The following is a 14,530-nucleotide window of genomic DNA, read 5'->3' on the forward strand; positions in this document are numbered from 1 at the left end:
CGGCCCACTGTGGACGCCGGCGGCGCCCCGACACGGCGATCGAGCTCAGCGACGGGAGGTCGAGCCCGCGCGGGGTCAGGCCCGCACGGCGGAGGAGATGCGAGCCACCGTGTCGACCTATCGCACCTGATCCAGCCGCCGGTTACGCGCCCGGGGCGGGGCGGTGAGGACACCGGCGCGGAAGGCGTACGCCACCGCATGGGTGCGATTACGCAGGTTGAGGCGGGTCACCACCTCCTGCTCGATCTTCCTGATGGTCCGCACCGACAGATCCAGCCGCCGCCCGACGTCGGCCGCGCTCAGCCCGTCGGCGTAGAGGCTCAGCACCTCCGCCTCGCGTTCGCTCATCGCGTCGGCGTGCTCGCCGGCCGGCCGGGCCCGCCGGAACTCCTCCAGCAGCGTGGACAGGACCGAGTTGGGCAGGACCGGGCGCACCGACCGGGTCAGGCTGACGATGTCGCAGATCCGGGACGGCTCGGCCGTGGCCCGTTGGAGCAGGCCGATCAGGCCCAGTTCGGCCGCTTCGGCGAGGCGTCCCGGGCTGATCTCGTACGCGATGATGATGCAGCTCAGCGCGCCCGCACGGGCCCGGAAGGCGGCGCGCATGGTGGCGATCAGCCGGTCGTCGGCGGTCTCGGCCAGCAGGATCAGCACGTCGCAGGCCGAGGCGTCGGTCAGGGTCAGCCAGGGCCGCTGCGCGAGGATCACGGAGAGTCCGGAAGCGGCGACGGGGTCGGTGGCTTCGATGCAGACGTTCGCTTGGTCCACGGGACAACGACGTGCGGCCCCCGTCGCAGTTCAATAGATGTAGTCGATCGCTCAGCCGCGGGGGTCGTACGCACGGCCGGCCGTACCCAGCCGTTCGAGCCAGCGGTCGAGCAGGGCGGTCTCGACCGGTTCGAGGATCTCGGTGCCGGTGACGGCCAGCTGGGACCGCAACCGCAGCGCGGCGGCGGCGACCGGGTCGCCGTCCGCCGGCGCCTTCGCCGGTGAGGTGAGGATCGCGGCGAAGATGGCGTCACGGGTGCGGCCGGACAGCTCCGGGTCGTCGAACAGCTCGGGCTGGGCGATGCAGCTGAGCACCAGGCCGACGTTGGCCGGCAGGATCAGCTGGGCGGCCGCGTTGGGCGTGGTCCGGAGCGCGCCCACCGCCGCGCAGCGCAGCAGCATCGCCTCGAGCAGAGCCATGATCTTGCCGCGGGCCTGGGCGTGCGACAGCGGGCGCGGCGCGAACATCAGCTGGTAGAGCGCGGGATTGGCCCGCCCGAAAGCGATGTGGTCGTCCCAGCCGGCGACCAGGTCGGCGATCGGGTCGTCGGTCAGCGGCTGTGCCGCCTTGTGGTCGGCGTAGCGCCGCAGCCCGTCGTCGGCCAGGGCGTCGAGCAGCCCGTTCTTGTCGCCGAAGAGCCGGTAGAGCACCGGCTGGGTCACGCCGACGGCCTCGCAGACGGCCCGGGTGGCGATGTCGCCGTCGGCGGAGGCCACCAGTTGCTGCTCGGCCGCGGCGATCATCGCGGCGGCTATGTCGGTACTCACGAAATCAATGATACGCCACTGCCCTAGCGTCGCTACGTATCTGTGCTATGTTCGATTCGTATCGCCGATATGGCATCGACAAGGAGGCAGTCATGGAACGGGTAGCGGTAGTGACAGGCGGGTCGCGCGGCATCGGGCGGGCGATCGCGGTCAAGCTGGCGGCCGCCGGCAACGCTGTCGTCGTGGGCTACGCCGGCAACGCCGCCCTGGCCGGCGAAGTGGTGACCGAGATCACCGCAGCCGGCGGCCGGGCGGTGGCGGCCCAGGCCGACGTGGCCGACGAGAAGCAGGTCGCCGCGATGTTCGACCTGGCCCAGGAGCGGTTCGGCGGCGTCGACGCGGTGGTCAACTCGGCCGGCGTGATGACGCTCGCCCCGATCGCCGACCTCGACCTGGAGGCGCTCGACGAGATGTGGCGCACCAACGTCCGCGGCACCTTCGTGGTGTCCCGCGAGGCCGCGCGGCGGCTGCGCGACGGTGGCTCGGTCGTCACCATGTCGACCTCGGTCACGGCGCTGCAGATGCCGACCTACGCCGGGTACGCCGCCAGCAAGGCGGCCGTCGAGGCGGCGACGCTGATCTTCGCGCGCGAGCTGCGGGGACGCGACATCACCGTGAACACGGTGGCCCCCGGCCCCACCGACACCAGCTTCTTCACCGACGGCAAGGACGCCGAGACGATCGCCCGCATGGCCAAGCAGCCGCCGCTCGAGCGGCTGGGCACCCCGGCCGACGCCGCCGAGCTGGTGACGTTCCTGGTCAGCCCGCAGGGCCACTGGGTCAACGGGCAGACCATCCGCTCGAACGGAGGGATCATCTGATGGCCACCGACGATGTCGTTCTCATCACCGGGGCGTCGAGCGGCTTCGGCCGGCTCACCGCCGAGACGCTGACCGGCGCCGGCTACCGGGTCGCCGCCGGAATGCGTGACGTGACCGGTCGCAACGCCGCGGCCGCGGCCGCACTGCCGAGCGCGGCGGTGGAGCTGGATGTGCAGTCGCAGGATTCGGTCGACGCCGCGGTCGCCACCGTGCTCGACCGGTACGGCCGCATCGACGTGATCGTCCACAATGCCGGGCACATGGTCCTGGGCCCGGCCGAGGCGTTCAGCCCCGAGGAGTACGCCGCGCTCTACGACGTCAACGTGCTCGGTGCCCAGCGCGTCAACCGGGCCGCGCTTCCCCACCTGCGTACCCAGGGGTCGGGTTTGCTCGTCTGGGTCGGCAGCTCCTCGACCCGCGGCGGGCATCCGCCGTTCCTGGCGCCCTACTTCGCCGCCAAGGCCGCGATGGACGCGCTGGCCGAGAGCTACGCGGGTGAGCTGATCCGGTTCGGCATCGACACCACGATCGTCGTGCCCGGCGCGTTCACCTCGGGCACCAACCACTTCGCGCACGCGGGCACGCCGGCTGACGGCGATCGGGAGCGGGCGTACGACGAGCGTTACGGCCGGCTACGCGCGGAAATCGGCGACCGGCTGGCCGCGCTGATCCCACCGGACAGTGAGGCACAGAGCGTGGCCGACGAGATCCGGCGCGTAATCGACCTGCCCGCGGGCGAGCGGCCGTTCCGTACCCATATCGATCCCAGCAGGGACGGCAGCGCTGTCGTTTCCGCCGTCGCCGACCGGATCCGGCACGAGTTTTATCACCGCATCGGAATCGACGACCTACTCTCCGTACACGCGACTATCTGAAGTTTGCTCGAAAGGAGTAACCTCCGGCGCGTCCGCTGTTTGCCCGAGTAGAGGTACCGATGCGCCGGTCTGATCGACCCTTCGTCAAGAACGTCGGGATGCTCGTGCTCATCGGGCTTCTCTCCGGCCTGGTCGTGGCGGGCGCCGCCTTCCCGGCGGTGGCCCTGCCCGGCCTGGCGGCCAAGGCCGGCGGCGACTCGTTCGCGTCCCTGCCCAGCGAACTCAAGAAGGCGAGCACGCCGCAGGCCACCCAGGTGCTGGCGGCCGACGGCAAGACCCCGCTGGCCATGTTCTGGGAAGAGTTCCGCAGCGACGTGCCGCTCAAGGACATCTCGCCGAACATGCTGAACGCCATCGTCGCGGCCGAGGACCACAAGTTCTACGAGCACCGCGGCGTCGACATCAAGGGCATCGCCCGGGCGTTCGTGAACAACAACACCGGCGCCGACGACGGCCAGCAGGGCGCATCCACGCTGACCATGCAGTTCGTCCGGATGACGCTGTCCTACTCGGCCAACTCCCCGCAAGAGGTGGTGAATGCCACCAAGCGCACCAACCAGCGCAAACTTGCCGAGATGAAGTACGCCATACAGGTCGAGAAAGAGATGACCAAGCCGCAGATCCTGCAGGGCTACCTCAACCAGGCGCCGTTCGGCAACGGGGCGTACGGCGTCGCCGCGGCCGCGCAGGTCTACTTCCAGAAGCGGCCCAAGGACCTCACCGTCGCCGAGGCGGCGCTGCTGGCCGGCATGGTCAAGGCGCCCACCGGCTTCGACCCGACCACCACCGACGGCTACCCGCGCGCCCTCGACCGCCGCAACTGGGTGATCGGCAACATGAAGGACCTCAAGTTCATCACCCCGCAGCAGGCCGACGAAGCGACCAAGGTCAAGCTCAAGCACGAGACCAGGCGCAGCCCCAACGGCTGCGCCGAGGTGAAGGTCAACAGCTGGGGCTTCTTCTGCGACTTCTTCTACCGCTGGTGGCTGAGCCGGCCCGAGTTCGGCAAGACGGTGTACGAGCGGGAGCGCGCGCTCAAGGCCGGCGGCTACCGCGTCCAGTCGTCCCTCGACATCGCCGCGCAGGCGGCGGCCATGAAGAACGTGACCGCGAAGGTCGGACTCGGCAGCAAGGACGCCCTGCTGCTCACCGGCGTGGAGGCGGGCACCGGCCGGGTGCAGACGCTGGCCACCAACCGGCGGTTCAAGCTGGACGATCCGCGTAACCCAGAGAACAAGATGTCCTCCGACCCCAAGAAGGCTCGCAAAGGCGTCCGCGGCACCTACCCGAACACCACGAACCCGCTGCTGACGGGCGGCGGCGACATCCGCGGTTACCAGGCCGGCTCGGTCTTCAAGATGTTCACCATGGTCGCGGCACTGGAAAACGGACTGCCGCTGGCCTACCCGATCAACACCCAGGCCACGTACGTGTCGCCCCTCTACCGTGACCCCGGCAGCAGCTGCGGCGGAAAATACTGCCCCTCCAACGCCTCGAAGAGCGAAAAGGGCCCGTACAACATGTGGACCGGCTTCGGCAGCTCGGTCAACACCTACTTCGTGCCGCTGCAGGAGCGGATCGGTGCGGAAAAAGTGGTGGACGTGGCCAAACGGTTCGGCGTGCAGTTCCGCGAGCCGCAGGACGCCAAGCGGGCCAAGGAGGAAGCGCACGAGTGGGGTTCGTTCACGCTCGGCGTCTCCGCGTCGACGCCACTGGACATGGCCAACGCGTACGCGACACTGGCCGCCGACGGCATGTACTGCGAGCCCACCCCGGTGAAGCAGATCACCTCGATGTCCGGCAAGAAACTCGACGCCGGCAAGCCGCACTGCAAGAAGGCCACCGACCCGGATGTGGCCCGCGCCGCGATCGACGCCGCCCGCTGCCCGATCGGCGACTCGGCCCAGATGGGGTCCTGCGGCGGGCACACCACGGCCAGTGACGCCCGCGGGGTGGTCGGGCACTCGATCTTCGGCAAGACCGGCACCACCGACAACGACCGCACGGCGTCGCTGATCATCGGCACGACGACGATGGTGGTCGCGGGTTACCTGGTCAACCCCGACTACCAGAACCACCCGTACAAGATGGACCACGACATCGTGAACCCGGCGGTGGAAAAGACCTTGCGCGACATCATGAAGGGCAAACCCAACGCGCAGTTCAAGAAGCCCAAGAGTACGAAGCTGTCGCTGGGCGAGCAGCGGTCGATCCCGGACGTAAAGTGTGTGAGCCTCGCCGAGGCGAAGAGCCGCCTGTCCGGCGCCGGCTTCAACCCGTCCGAGGGCACCCAGGTCGCGTCGGCCTGCCCCGCCGGTCAGGCCGCCGGCACCGACCCGACCGGCCGCACGGTCAAGGGCGGCTACGTCAGCATCCAGATCAGCACGGGTGTTCCGGCCGCCCCGCCGCCCGGCACCACCCCGACCAAGCCGGGCAACCCCGGTCCCGGCAACCCTGGCCCGGGGAACACGCCTGGGTTCCCGGGCTTCCCCGGCTTCCCGGGCGGCCCCGGCAACTGAACCCGGCCCCCGCCGTCTGCACGCCCGGGCGACAACTCGCGCCACCGCAATGGCTAGCGCGCCGCGCGCTGGGGTGACGCGTAACCGCAATGGGCCAGCGCCGCGCGCTGGGGTGACGCGTAACCGCAATGGGCCAGCGCCGCGCGCTGGGGTGATGCGTATTTGTGCTCAGAGCGGCTCTGAGCACAGATACGCATCACCCGGCGCTCTCGGAAGCTTGACCTCAAGCGCTTGAAGTCTGCTTGGCTGGCCGGATGGCAACCCTGACCATCCAGGAGGCATCCCGGCAGTGCGGGATGAGCGAGCCGACCCTGCGCTACTACGAGGAGGTCGGCCTGATCGGCCCGATCACCCGGGACGAGCGCAGTGGGCACCGGCGGTACGGCGACGACGACGTCAACACACTGGAGGTGCTGGCCTGTCTGCGGGCGGTCGGCGTCGGCATCGAGGAGATGCGGACCTACCTCGCGAACCGGTCACGCGGCCGGGCGGCCTACGCCGAGCAGCGGGACATCCTGCTGCGGCACGCCGAACGGGTCGAGGAGGAGATCGCCGCCCAGCAGGCCCGGCTCGGCTACCTGCGGATCAAGGCAGCGCTGTGGGACGCCCGGCATCGGGACGACGCCAAGGCCGAGGCCGACGCGGCCGGCCGGGTGCCCGGCGCGGCCAAACGGATGATCCACGCGGACGCGGCCACCGGCGCGGCCAGGCGGATGATCCACCCGGACGCCATGCCCGGTGCGGCCAAGCGGATGATCCACGCGGACGCGGCCAACGGGTAGTACCAGCTGTACCCGCGGCCTGCAGCCAGCAGGATGGGCCGGACATCGGATCTTCATTAGCGTTCCTCCCATGAGGACATCGATGAGGTTCGCCGCCGTGATCGCCGCCGCCACGGCCGTCGTCGCGGCATCCGTGCCCGTCGCGAGCGCGGCGGAGACCCGTACCCCGCAGATCAAGGTCTTGCAACAGGATGCGGACGCGCTGCTGAAGTATGGTGCGCCCGGCGTGCTGGCCGAGGTGGACACTCAGCGCGGCGATCTGCGCGTTCGCAGCGGCTACGGCAATGTCGAGGCCGGCACCCCGGTGCCGTGGGACGCGAAGTTCCGGATCGCCAGCTTCACCAAGACCTTCGTCGCCACGACCACCCTGCAGCTGGTCGGCGAGCACAAGCTGTCGCTCGACGACACCGTCGACAAGTGGCTGCCGGGCCTGGTCCGCGGCAACGGCAACGACGGGCGGCAGATCACCGTACGCCAGGTGCTGCAGCAGACCACCGGCCTGCCCGACCACCTCGAGGCGACGCCGGAACTCTTCACCGAGGAGGGCTTCCAGCGGCTGCGCTACCAGACCGTGACGCCCGAGCAGGCGATCGCCCGCGCGATGACCATGCCGTCGAAGTTCCCGCCCGGTACGCAGTGGGCCTACTCGAACACCAACTACGTGCTCGCTGGCATGATCATCGAGAAGGTGACCGGGCACTCCTGGTCGCACGAGGTCCAGCAGCGCATCATCAAACCGCTGCACCTGACCCACACCTACACTCCGGGCACCCGGCTCACGATCCCCGGGCCGCACGCCATCGGCTACGAGCGGTTCCCGCTGCCGGACGGATCCGGGTACGGCGACCCGGTCGACGCCACCGAGCTGAACCCGTCCTTCGGCGGTGCCGCCGGCGAGATCATCAGCACCACCGACGACGGCAACCGGTTCCTGCGGGCCCTGCTCGGTGGCCGGCTGCTGCGCCCGGCCGAGCTGGCCCAGATGAAGACCGCCGTGCCGGCCACCGCGTTCGATGAGCACTGGCCGGGCGTCCGCTACGGCCTGGGCCTGATGTACATGCCGAACGACTGCGGCGGCACCTGGTTCCACGGCGGCGACATCATGGGCTTCCAGACCCGCAACGGCGTCACCTCCGACGGCTCCCGCAGCGTCATCGTCTCGCTCAACACCGACTCCCTGGTCCCCGGCCCGGGCGTGACGTCGCCGGTCACCGACGTGACGATCCCGCTGATCAACCACGCCCTCTGCGGCTGACGCGAACCAGACACTGTGAGCGGGAGCCCGGAGGGGGGCTCCCGCTCACAGGCTCGTGCGGCGGCTTCGGGGGGATTGGCGCGAAGCGCCAGAAAGGTCACCACTTACTCAGAATGAAGGGTGGGCGGCTCTGTTCTGGCCGCCCCGCGGCCTTGGAGTCGCGCGCCCGGCCTCGCCGGGAGGTGCGGTCCGCACCACCCACCCAGGTGCGACAGCCCGACCTTGACCTTGATCTGGAAAGAGACCGGGAACCATCGAGGCCACCTGGGCGACCATAGGGGTATGGCGTGTGAACGGTGGCGCGAGCTTCTCTCTGCGCAGTTGGACGGCGAGGACGATCCGGCCGACCGGCCGCGGGTCGACGAGCACCTGGCCGGCTGCGTCGGCTGCCGGGCCTGGCTGGACCAGGCCGCCCAGGTCAACCGGCTGGTACGCACCGCGCCGGTCACCCCGGCCCCCGACCTCACCGCCGCCATCCTGGCCCAGGTTCCCCAGCGCAAGGCCCCGCTGTTGTCCCGCGGATGGCTCTTCCTCGCGCTGGCCGTCGTCGGCGCGGTTCAGCTGATCCTCGGCCTGTCCCAGGTCGGCGGGGTGGCCGGCAGTCACGCCGAGCACGTCGGCCTGGACGCCACCCCGGGGCATCTGTGGCACGAGTCGGCCGCCTGGAACGTCGCGGTCGGCGCCGCGTTCCTCTTCATCGCCCTGCGCCGGTCGCGTCCCACCGGTCTCGTGCCGATGCTCACGGCCTTCGTCGGCATGCTCCTGCTGCTGTCGGTGAACGACCTCTCGGCCGGCCGGGTCGACGCCGAGCGCCTGGTCAGCCACGGTTTTGTGCTCGTCGGTTACCTGCTCGTGGTGGCCCTGGCACGCACCCAGGGCACGCCGGCGCCGCCCGGCTCGCGGGTCACCGACGGCTGGCGTGTGCGATTCGACGAGGGCGGGAACGAGGACGAGGCGGAGGAGGCACCTGCCATCCCGAAACTCCGGCTCGTCCCACGGCCCGGCCCGATGACCGCCCGTCACGAGGGGCGACGGGCCGCCTAGGGGACCGCCTCAGAAGGCCGACGAGGGCCGGACGGAGAGCTCACGCCATTCGTCGTCCGGCCCCGCCAGAAGATCACGCACCGTGTCGATGGCGGCGTCCTCGCTGTCGAACTCGTAGAAGTGCGAGACGCCGTCGCCACCACCGGTGCGGTGTTCCACATACCACTGGTCGCCGCTGACGCGAAGGTACACATCCCTTCGCCCCAGCCGTCCCCACTTGCCGTTCCACCAGTGCTTTCGCTGCTCCATCACGGCACTGTATCGAACATCTGTTCGAATCGAGCCGGGTGGGGTGGATCTTTTCATCCAGGAGAACTCAGCGGTGTTGCGGCGGCTCCTGGTCGCGCTGGGATTGAGCGTTGACGTCACTGACCGCACCCGGCCCGGCACGATTGGCCACCAGCGCGTCGCGGATCTGGGTCAGCAGCACGATCTCCTCGCTGGGCGCCGACGGCGGCGGCTCCTCGCCCCGGGCCCGGCGCTCGGCCAGCTTGTTCAGCGGGAAGACGACCAGGAAGTAGAGCACCGCCGCGGTGAGGGCGAAGGTGATCAGCGCGTTGATGAACGACGCGTAGTCGAAGACCACGCCCTTACGCGGCGACCATCCGCCGGCACTGACCCCGGTGCCCCCGCCGATCAGCTGAATCAGCGGCTTGAGGAAGCCGTCGGTGAACTTGGTGACCACCGCGGTGAAGGCAGCGCCGATGACGATGCCGACCGCGAGGTCGACAACGTTGCCGCGCATGATGAAGTCTCTGAAACCTTTGAGCATCTGCTCACTCCTGCTTGAGAGCCGAGAGGGATTCGTAGGCGCACTTGCCCACCGCCGGTCGGCGACAAACTACGCCGAACGCCGAGGTTGCGGCAGAGCCGACATCGGTGCCAAGTCGTGCGCCGCGAGGAATCCTTCCACCGCCTTCGGCCAGGGAAAAGTCTCGGCCCGGGCGCGTGCGGCGCGGCGCCGGTCGGTACGCTCCAGCAGTTCCCGGGCGGCCGCGGCGAACTCCTGGCCGGTCCCGCCGGCGGCCAGCCCGGCGTCGCCGATCACCTCCGGCAGCGCGCTCTCGGCACTGACCACCACCGGCGTCCCACTGGCCAGCGCCTCCAGCGCGGCCAGCCCGAACGTCTCCACCGGCCCGGGCGCCAGCACCACGTCGGCGGTCGCCAGCAGCGTGGCGAGTTCCTCCCGGTCGCGCAGATAGCCGGTGAACCGAGCCGGCAGCCCCCGCGCCGCGGCCTCCTCCTGCAGCGACTGCCGCAACGGCCCGTTGCCGGCCACCACCAGCACCGCCGGCACGCCCTCGGCCCTCAGCGCGGCCAGCGCGGCCAGCGATCGCCGCGGCTTCTTCTCGGCCGACAGCCGCCCACAGTGCACGAGCAGGACGTCCCCGTCGGCGGCCCACTTCCGGCGCGCCTCGGCGTCATACCGGTCCGGGCCGAACCCTTCGAGATCCACTCCGAGGGGTACGCGGAGCAGGTTCTCCACCCCGATCCGCCGGAACTCCGCCGCCGCCCAGCCGGTCGTGCACACCACGATGTCGTGCGCGGCCGCGGTGCGGGCGTTCAGCAGGTCCGCCGCCCGCTCCCCGAACCGCTGCCACGGCCCGAACAACCGCACCAGCCCGTCCAGGCTCTCGTGCGAGACCATCATCGACCGGATGTCCCGCCGCCGGGCCCACGAACCGATCCAGCGCAGCGTGGTCCGGTCGGACACCTCGAGCCGGTCCGGGGCCAGCCAGGACAGCACCTTGGCGACGCGCCGCCGGTCGACCAGCGCCCGGTAGCCGCCCAGCCCCGGCACCCGCGGCCCGGCCAGCCGGATCACCCGGCCCTGCTCGGTCTCCTCCTCGCTGTCCCGTTCCCCGGGCACCACCAGGACCGCCTCATGGCCGGCGGCCTGATACCCGGTGCCCAGCTCCCGCAGCGCCGTACGCAATCCGCCTGACGTCTCGGTGACAAAGTTCGCCACCCGGACGATCCGTACTCCCATTCCCCACCCTCCGCCGATACGACAGCGGCTCGCACCTGCCGGTGCGAGCCGCCAAGAACAGGAGCTCAGGCTGCCGCGGCGAGCGCCGGAGCGGCCGCGGTCTCCATCACCGCCCGATAGTGCCCGATCAATTCGTCACCGACCGCCGACCAGCTACGTCCCTCGATCGCCGCGCGTCCGGCCACACCGTACGCGGCTCGCCGGGCCGGATCGGCGACCAGGCTCGCCACCGCGTCGGTGAAGCCCTGCTCGACGAACGGCGGCACCAGCAGCCCGGTCAGGTCCTGATGCACCAGGTCGAGCGGTCCACCCTTGGCCGGCGCCACGACCGGCACCCCGCTGGCCATCGCCTCCTGGATCGCCTGCCCGAACGTCTCGTACGGGCCGGTGTGCACGAAGATGTCCAGCGACGCGTACAGCCGAGACAGCTCCTCGCCGTGCTTGACGCCGAGGAAGGTCGCTTCCGGAAGCGCCTTGTGCAGGTCGCCGGCGGCGGGTCCGTCGCCGACCACGACCAGGCGTACGCCGGGCTGACGGCTCACCCCGGCCAGCAGGTCGACCTGCTTCTCCATGGCCAGCCGGCCGATGAAGCCGACGATCACCTCGCCGTTGGGCGCGAGCCGGCGACGCAGCTCGGAGTCGCGGTGGTCGGGGTGGAAGCGCACGTCGTCGACGCCCCGCCGCCAGATGTGCAGGCGGTCCACGCCGTGCTCGGTGAGGGCGGCGGCCGACTCGGTCGAGGGCACCAGGGTCCGGTGTGCCTTGTTGTGCACCTTGCGGATCCAGCTCCAGGCCGCCCGCTCGGTCATGCCGTGGTGGTAGAGCCGGGAGTAGGACGCGATGTCGGTCTGGTAGACGGCCACCATGGGCAGGCCCAGTGACCGGGCCGCCGTCATGCCCCACGCGCCCAGGAAGAAGGGACTGGCCAGGTGGACCACGTCGGTCCGGTGCGCCCGCATGGCCGCGGTCATGGTCGGCGTGGGCAGACCGAGCCGGATCTCCGGGTAGCCGGGCATCGGCAGCGAGGAGATTCGATAGACCGGGTACGGCAGGTCGATCGGGGTACGCCGGTCGGTGGGCTGCGGTGCGATGACGAACGGCTCGTGGCCGCGACGCATCAAATGCTCGGCGGTCCGCACCACCGAGTTGGCGACGCCGTTCACCAACGGTAGGAAGGACTCCGTGACCAAGGCGACTCGCATGCGTCTGAGAATGATCCGAGGCATTGACCACACGGATCGCGAGTCGATGACATGCAGCCGAACGCTGGGCAACATGATCGGTTTTCGCCCATTGTTCGCCCGCAGGCTGCCAAGTGGTGGTGGACGGCCGAGAGAGTGATGCTCGTGGATCGACGTAATTTGCTGCGGACGGCTGCTGCCGCTCCGGCCGTACCCCTGCTCCTGAGCTCCGCTCCCGCACCCGCGCAGGCGCAAGCCGCCCCGGTGAGCAAGAGCCCCGACCGCTTCGCGATCGCCGTGCTGCCGGACACGCAGTACCTCTTCGACGCGGACAGCGCCGACCCGGCGCCGCTGCGCGAGACGTTCCGCTACCTGGTCCAGGAGCGGGCGGCCGTGTTCCTGACCCACCTGGGCGACGTCACCGAGCACGGCACCGCGGCCGAGATCGCCCTCGCGTCGAAGACGTTCGAGCACATCGACGGCAAGCTTCCGTACAGCGTGCTGGCCGGCAACCACGACATCAACGGGGGTACGACCGACGAGCGCGGCGACAGCCCATACCTGCGGGCGTTCGGGCCGCACCGGTTCGCCGGTCGCCCCACCTTCCTCGGCGCCTCGCCCGGCGGCTACAACAGCGCCCACCGGTTCACCGCGGGCGGCCGCGACTGGATGGTCCTGGCCCTCGACTGGCAGATCTCGGATGCCGGGCTGGCCTGGGCCCGCGATATGGTCGCCGCGCATCCCCGCACGCCGGTCATCGTCACCACGCACGACCTGGCCTTCCCCGACTACGCCGGCAAGGCGGCGCTGTCGTCCCGGGGCCAGCGGCTGTGGGACGGCCTGATCGCCGGCCACGACCAGATCTTCCTCACCTTGAACGGGCACCACTGGCCGCCGGCCCGCACCGTTCTGCCGAACGCGGCCGGCCACGACGTCCACGTGCACATCACCAACTACCAGGACCGCTACTACGGTGGCGCGGCGATGATCCGCCTGTACACGTTCGACCTGGCCCGCAACGCCATCGACGTGGAGACGTTCTCGCCCTGGTTCCTCTCTCGCGGGTCGTCTTCGCCCTTGGAGTCGGAGGTCAGCCAGCTCACCGGCCCCGACGACCGGTTCAGCCTGGCCATCGACTTCCGTTCGCGGTTCGCCGGCTTCGACCCGCCGGTCCTGCCCGCCCCGCGCCCGGCCGCCGCGGTGATCAGCCGCCAGACGGTGGCGTACTGGCGGTTCGACGGGGCCGGCCAGTCGGTCGGTGACGGTGCCGTGGTCCGCGACCAGACCGGCAAGGGCAATGACCTAACGGTACGCAGGCTCGCCAACAGCGGTCCGGAGATCCTCGAGCTGACCGCCGACCACCACGAGAACGCACCCGCGCACGCGAGCCTGCGCTTCGACGGTGGCAAGAACCCTGACCGTGGCGCCATCCTGCAGACCGGCGCGAACGCACCGCTGAACAGCATGAAGTTCCTCGACGGCTACACCATCGAGACGTTCCTGAAGCTGCCCGACCCGTTCGTCGGCGATCACGCGTTCATGGGTATCTGGAGCTTCGAGGGCCGCAACGGCGACGCCGGCAAGACCAACGGATGGTCCCGCCTCGAGTGCACGTGCAGCCTCAACCTGTCGTCGGAGCGCTTCCTGCAGTACGTCGTCTATCCCGAGACGACCGACGCTTCACCGACGTCCTGGAGCCACGCCCTTCCGATGGGCCAGTGGGTCCACGTGGCGGTGGTCAACGACAGCCGGCACACGATCGTGTACGTGGACGGAGCCCCGATCGTCCGCAATCCCGGCCAGCTCTCCCGCGGCATCGCCACGCTGGGCCGCCCGTTCACGGTCGGCGCCACGTCGTTCGATCTCAAGTACGGTCAGGGTTTCTACGGCTGGCTGGGCGACATCCGGGTCACCGCCCGCGCCCTGACCCCGAAGCAGTTCCTGACGTCGCTCTGAATTCATCCAACGGACCAATCGACGCCACGCACAATCCGTCATAGGCTGTCCGCTCAGCAGGCGCGAGCCCGGCCTGTTCCGTACGGCAGCGGTTTGGTGACGGAAGGCAAACTCCGATGCCCGACACCCTCATGCCAGACAGCGCCGTCGATATCCACACCGATGTCGACGGCAGCCTGGTCGTCCGCCCGCACGGGGCGATGGATGACCATTATGCCGTGCATTTCCGTCAGGTCCTGGTCCACGCGATCCGCAAGGTGCGCCCGCTCCGCCTGATCCTCGACCTGTCCGACGTCTCCGACGTGGACCCGATCAACCTCGGCACCCTGGCCGCGCTGTGCGACCTGGCCGACGATCACCACGTGATCGTCTTCATGGACAACTCGTCCCCCGCGATAGCCGGCGAGCTGGTCACGGCCGGCGTCCCGCCCCAGCGAATCCGAAGCTCCGCATAAAAAAATCGAGGGCCACCCCGTAAAGGGTGACCCTCGATCAACGTTTAGTCCGGCGGCGTCCTACTCTCCCACACCCTCCCGAGTGCAGTACCATCGGCGCTGGCAGGCTTAGCTTC

The 14,530-nt window shown here is 69.9% G+C and carries 14 protein-coding genes; 8 read left to right on the forward strand and 6 right to left on the reverse strand.

From position 1 onward, the window contains the following. Window positions 1–117 precede the first annotated feature (117 nt). Window positions 118–768, reverse strand: a complete 651-nt coding sequence (locus tag ACGFIO_RS43465) for a LuxR C-terminal-related transcriptional regulator (protein WP_392836950.1) — start codon at window positions 766–768, stop codon at window positions 118–120. A gap of 51 nt (window positions 769–819) precedes the next feature. After that, complete coding sequence (locus ACGFIO_RS43470) at window positions 820–1,536, reverse strand: TetR/AcrR family transcriptional regulator (RefSeq protein ID WP_392836951.1); 717 nt, start codon at window positions 1,534–1,536, stop codon at window positions 820–822. A gap of 92 nt (window positions 1,537–1,628) precedes the next feature. Here ACGFIO_RS43470 and ACGFIO_RS43475 point away from each other — a divergent pair, with 92 nt between their 5' ends. The 6 genes from ACGFIO_RS43475 to ACGFIO_RS43500 all read left to right on the forward strand — a co-directional run bounded on the left by ACGFIO_RS43475 (window position 1,629) and on the right by ACGFIO_RS43500 (window position 8,832). Next, on the forward strand, window positions 1,629–2,357 hold the full coding sequence (locus ACGFIO_RS43475) for an SDR family oxidoreductase (RefSeq protein ID WP_392836952.1): 729 nt from the start codon (window positions 1,629–1,631) through the stop codon (window positions 2,355–2,357). Then, entirely contained in the window at window positions 2,357–3,232 is an 876-nt protein-coding gene (locus ACGFIO_RS43480; protein ID WP_392836954.1) for an SDR family oxidoreductase, read from the forward strand. The genes ACGFIO_RS43475 and ACGFIO_RS43480 overlap by 1 nt, the downstream gene beginning before the upstream one ends. A gap of 98 nt (window positions 3,233–3,330) precedes the next feature. Then, window positions 3,331–5,751 (forward strand): transglycosylase domain-containing protein, encoded by a 2,421-nt coding sequence (locus tag ACGFIO_RS43485; RefSeq protein ID WP_392836957.1) that lies wholly within the window; start codon window positions 3,331–3,333, stop codon window positions 5,749–5,751. A gap of 254 nt (window positions 5,752–6,005) precedes the next feature. Further along, the gene (locus tag ACGFIO_RS43490; protein ID WP_392836959.1) at window positions 6,006–6,533 is read left to right on the forward strand and encodes a MerR family transcriptional regulator; all 528 of its coding nucleotides are present in this window, start codon (window positions 6,006–6,008) and stop codon (window positions 6,531–6,533) included. A gap of 70 nt (window positions 6,534–6,603) precedes the next feature. Continuing rightward, complete coding sequence (locus tag ACGFIO_RS43495) at window positions 6,604–7,788, forward strand: serine hydrolase domain-containing protein (protein WP_392836961.1); 1,185 nt, start codon at window positions 6,604–6,606, stop codon at window positions 7,786–7,788. 282 nt (window positions 7,789–8,070) lie between these two features. Further along, complete coding sequence (locus tag ACGFIO_RS43500) at window positions 8,071–8,832, forward strand: zf-HC2 domain-containing protein (RefSeq protein WP_392836962.1); 762 nt, start codon at window positions 8,071–8,073, stop codon at window positions 8,830–8,832. Window positions 8,833–8,841: 9 nt separating this feature from the next. Here the strand turns inward: ACGFIO_RS43500 and ACGFIO_RS43505 are convergent, their stop codons facing one another. The 4 genes from ACGFIO_RS43505 to ACGFIO_RS43520 all read right to left on the reverse strand — a co-directional run bounded on the left by ACGFIO_RS43505 (window position 8,842) and on the right by ACGFIO_RS43520 (window position 12,024). Further along, entirely contained in the window at window positions 8,842–9,081 is a 240-nt protein-coding gene (locus ACGFIO_RS43505; protein WP_392836963.1) for a hypothetical protein, read from the reverse strand. A 67-nt stretch (window positions 9,082–9,148) separates the two neighbouring features. Then, window positions 9,149–9,604 carry a large conductance mechanosensitive channel protein MscL gene (gene mscL / locus ACGFIO_RS43510; protein WP_392836965.1) on the reverse strand — a complete coding sequence of 152 codons (456 nt, stop codon included), beginning with the start codon at window positions 9,602–9,604 and terminating at the stop codon, window positions 9,149–9,151. Between the two features lie 69 nt (window positions 9,605–9,673). Further along, window positions 9,674–10,822 carry a glycosyltransferase gene (locus ACGFIO_RS43515; protein ID WP_392836967.1) on the reverse strand — a complete coding sequence of 383 codons (1,149 nt, stop codon included), beginning with the start codon at window positions 10,820–10,822 and terminating at the stop codon, window positions 9,674–9,676. Between the two features lie 65 nt (window positions 10,823–10,887). Beyond that, complete coding sequence (locus ACGFIO_RS43520) at window positions 10,888–12,024, reverse strand: glycosyltransferase family 4 protein (protein WP_392836968.1); 1,137 nt, start codon at window positions 12,022–12,024, stop codon at window positions 10,888–10,890. A 138-nt stretch (window positions 12,025–12,162) separates the two neighbouring features. Between ACGFIO_RS43520 and ACGFIO_RS43525 the strand changes: the two genes are divergently transcribed. Then, the gene (locus tag ACGFIO_RS43525) at window positions 12,163–13,959 is read left to right on the forward strand and encodes a LamG-like jellyroll fold domain-containing protein (protein WP_392836970.1); all 1,797 of its coding nucleotides are present in this window, start codon (window positions 12,163–12,165) and stop codon (window positions 13,957–13,959) included. A gap of 116 nt (window positions 13,960–14,075) precedes the next feature. Further along, window positions 14,076–14,414: an STAS domain-containing protein gene (locus ACGFIO_RS43530; RefSeq protein ID WP_392836971.1), complete on the forward strand. Its 339-nt coding sequence runs from the start codon at window positions 14,076–14,078 to the stop codon at window positions 14,412–14,414. The last annotated feature ends 116 nt before the right edge of the window (window positions 14,415–14,530 follow it).

The sequence above is a fragment of the Actinoplanes sp. NPDC049265 genome (assembly GCF_043197135.1).
In the GTDB taxonomy this organism is placed as follows: domain Bacteria; phylum Actinomycetota; class Actinomycetes; order Mycobacteriales; family Micromonosporaceae; genus Actinoplanes.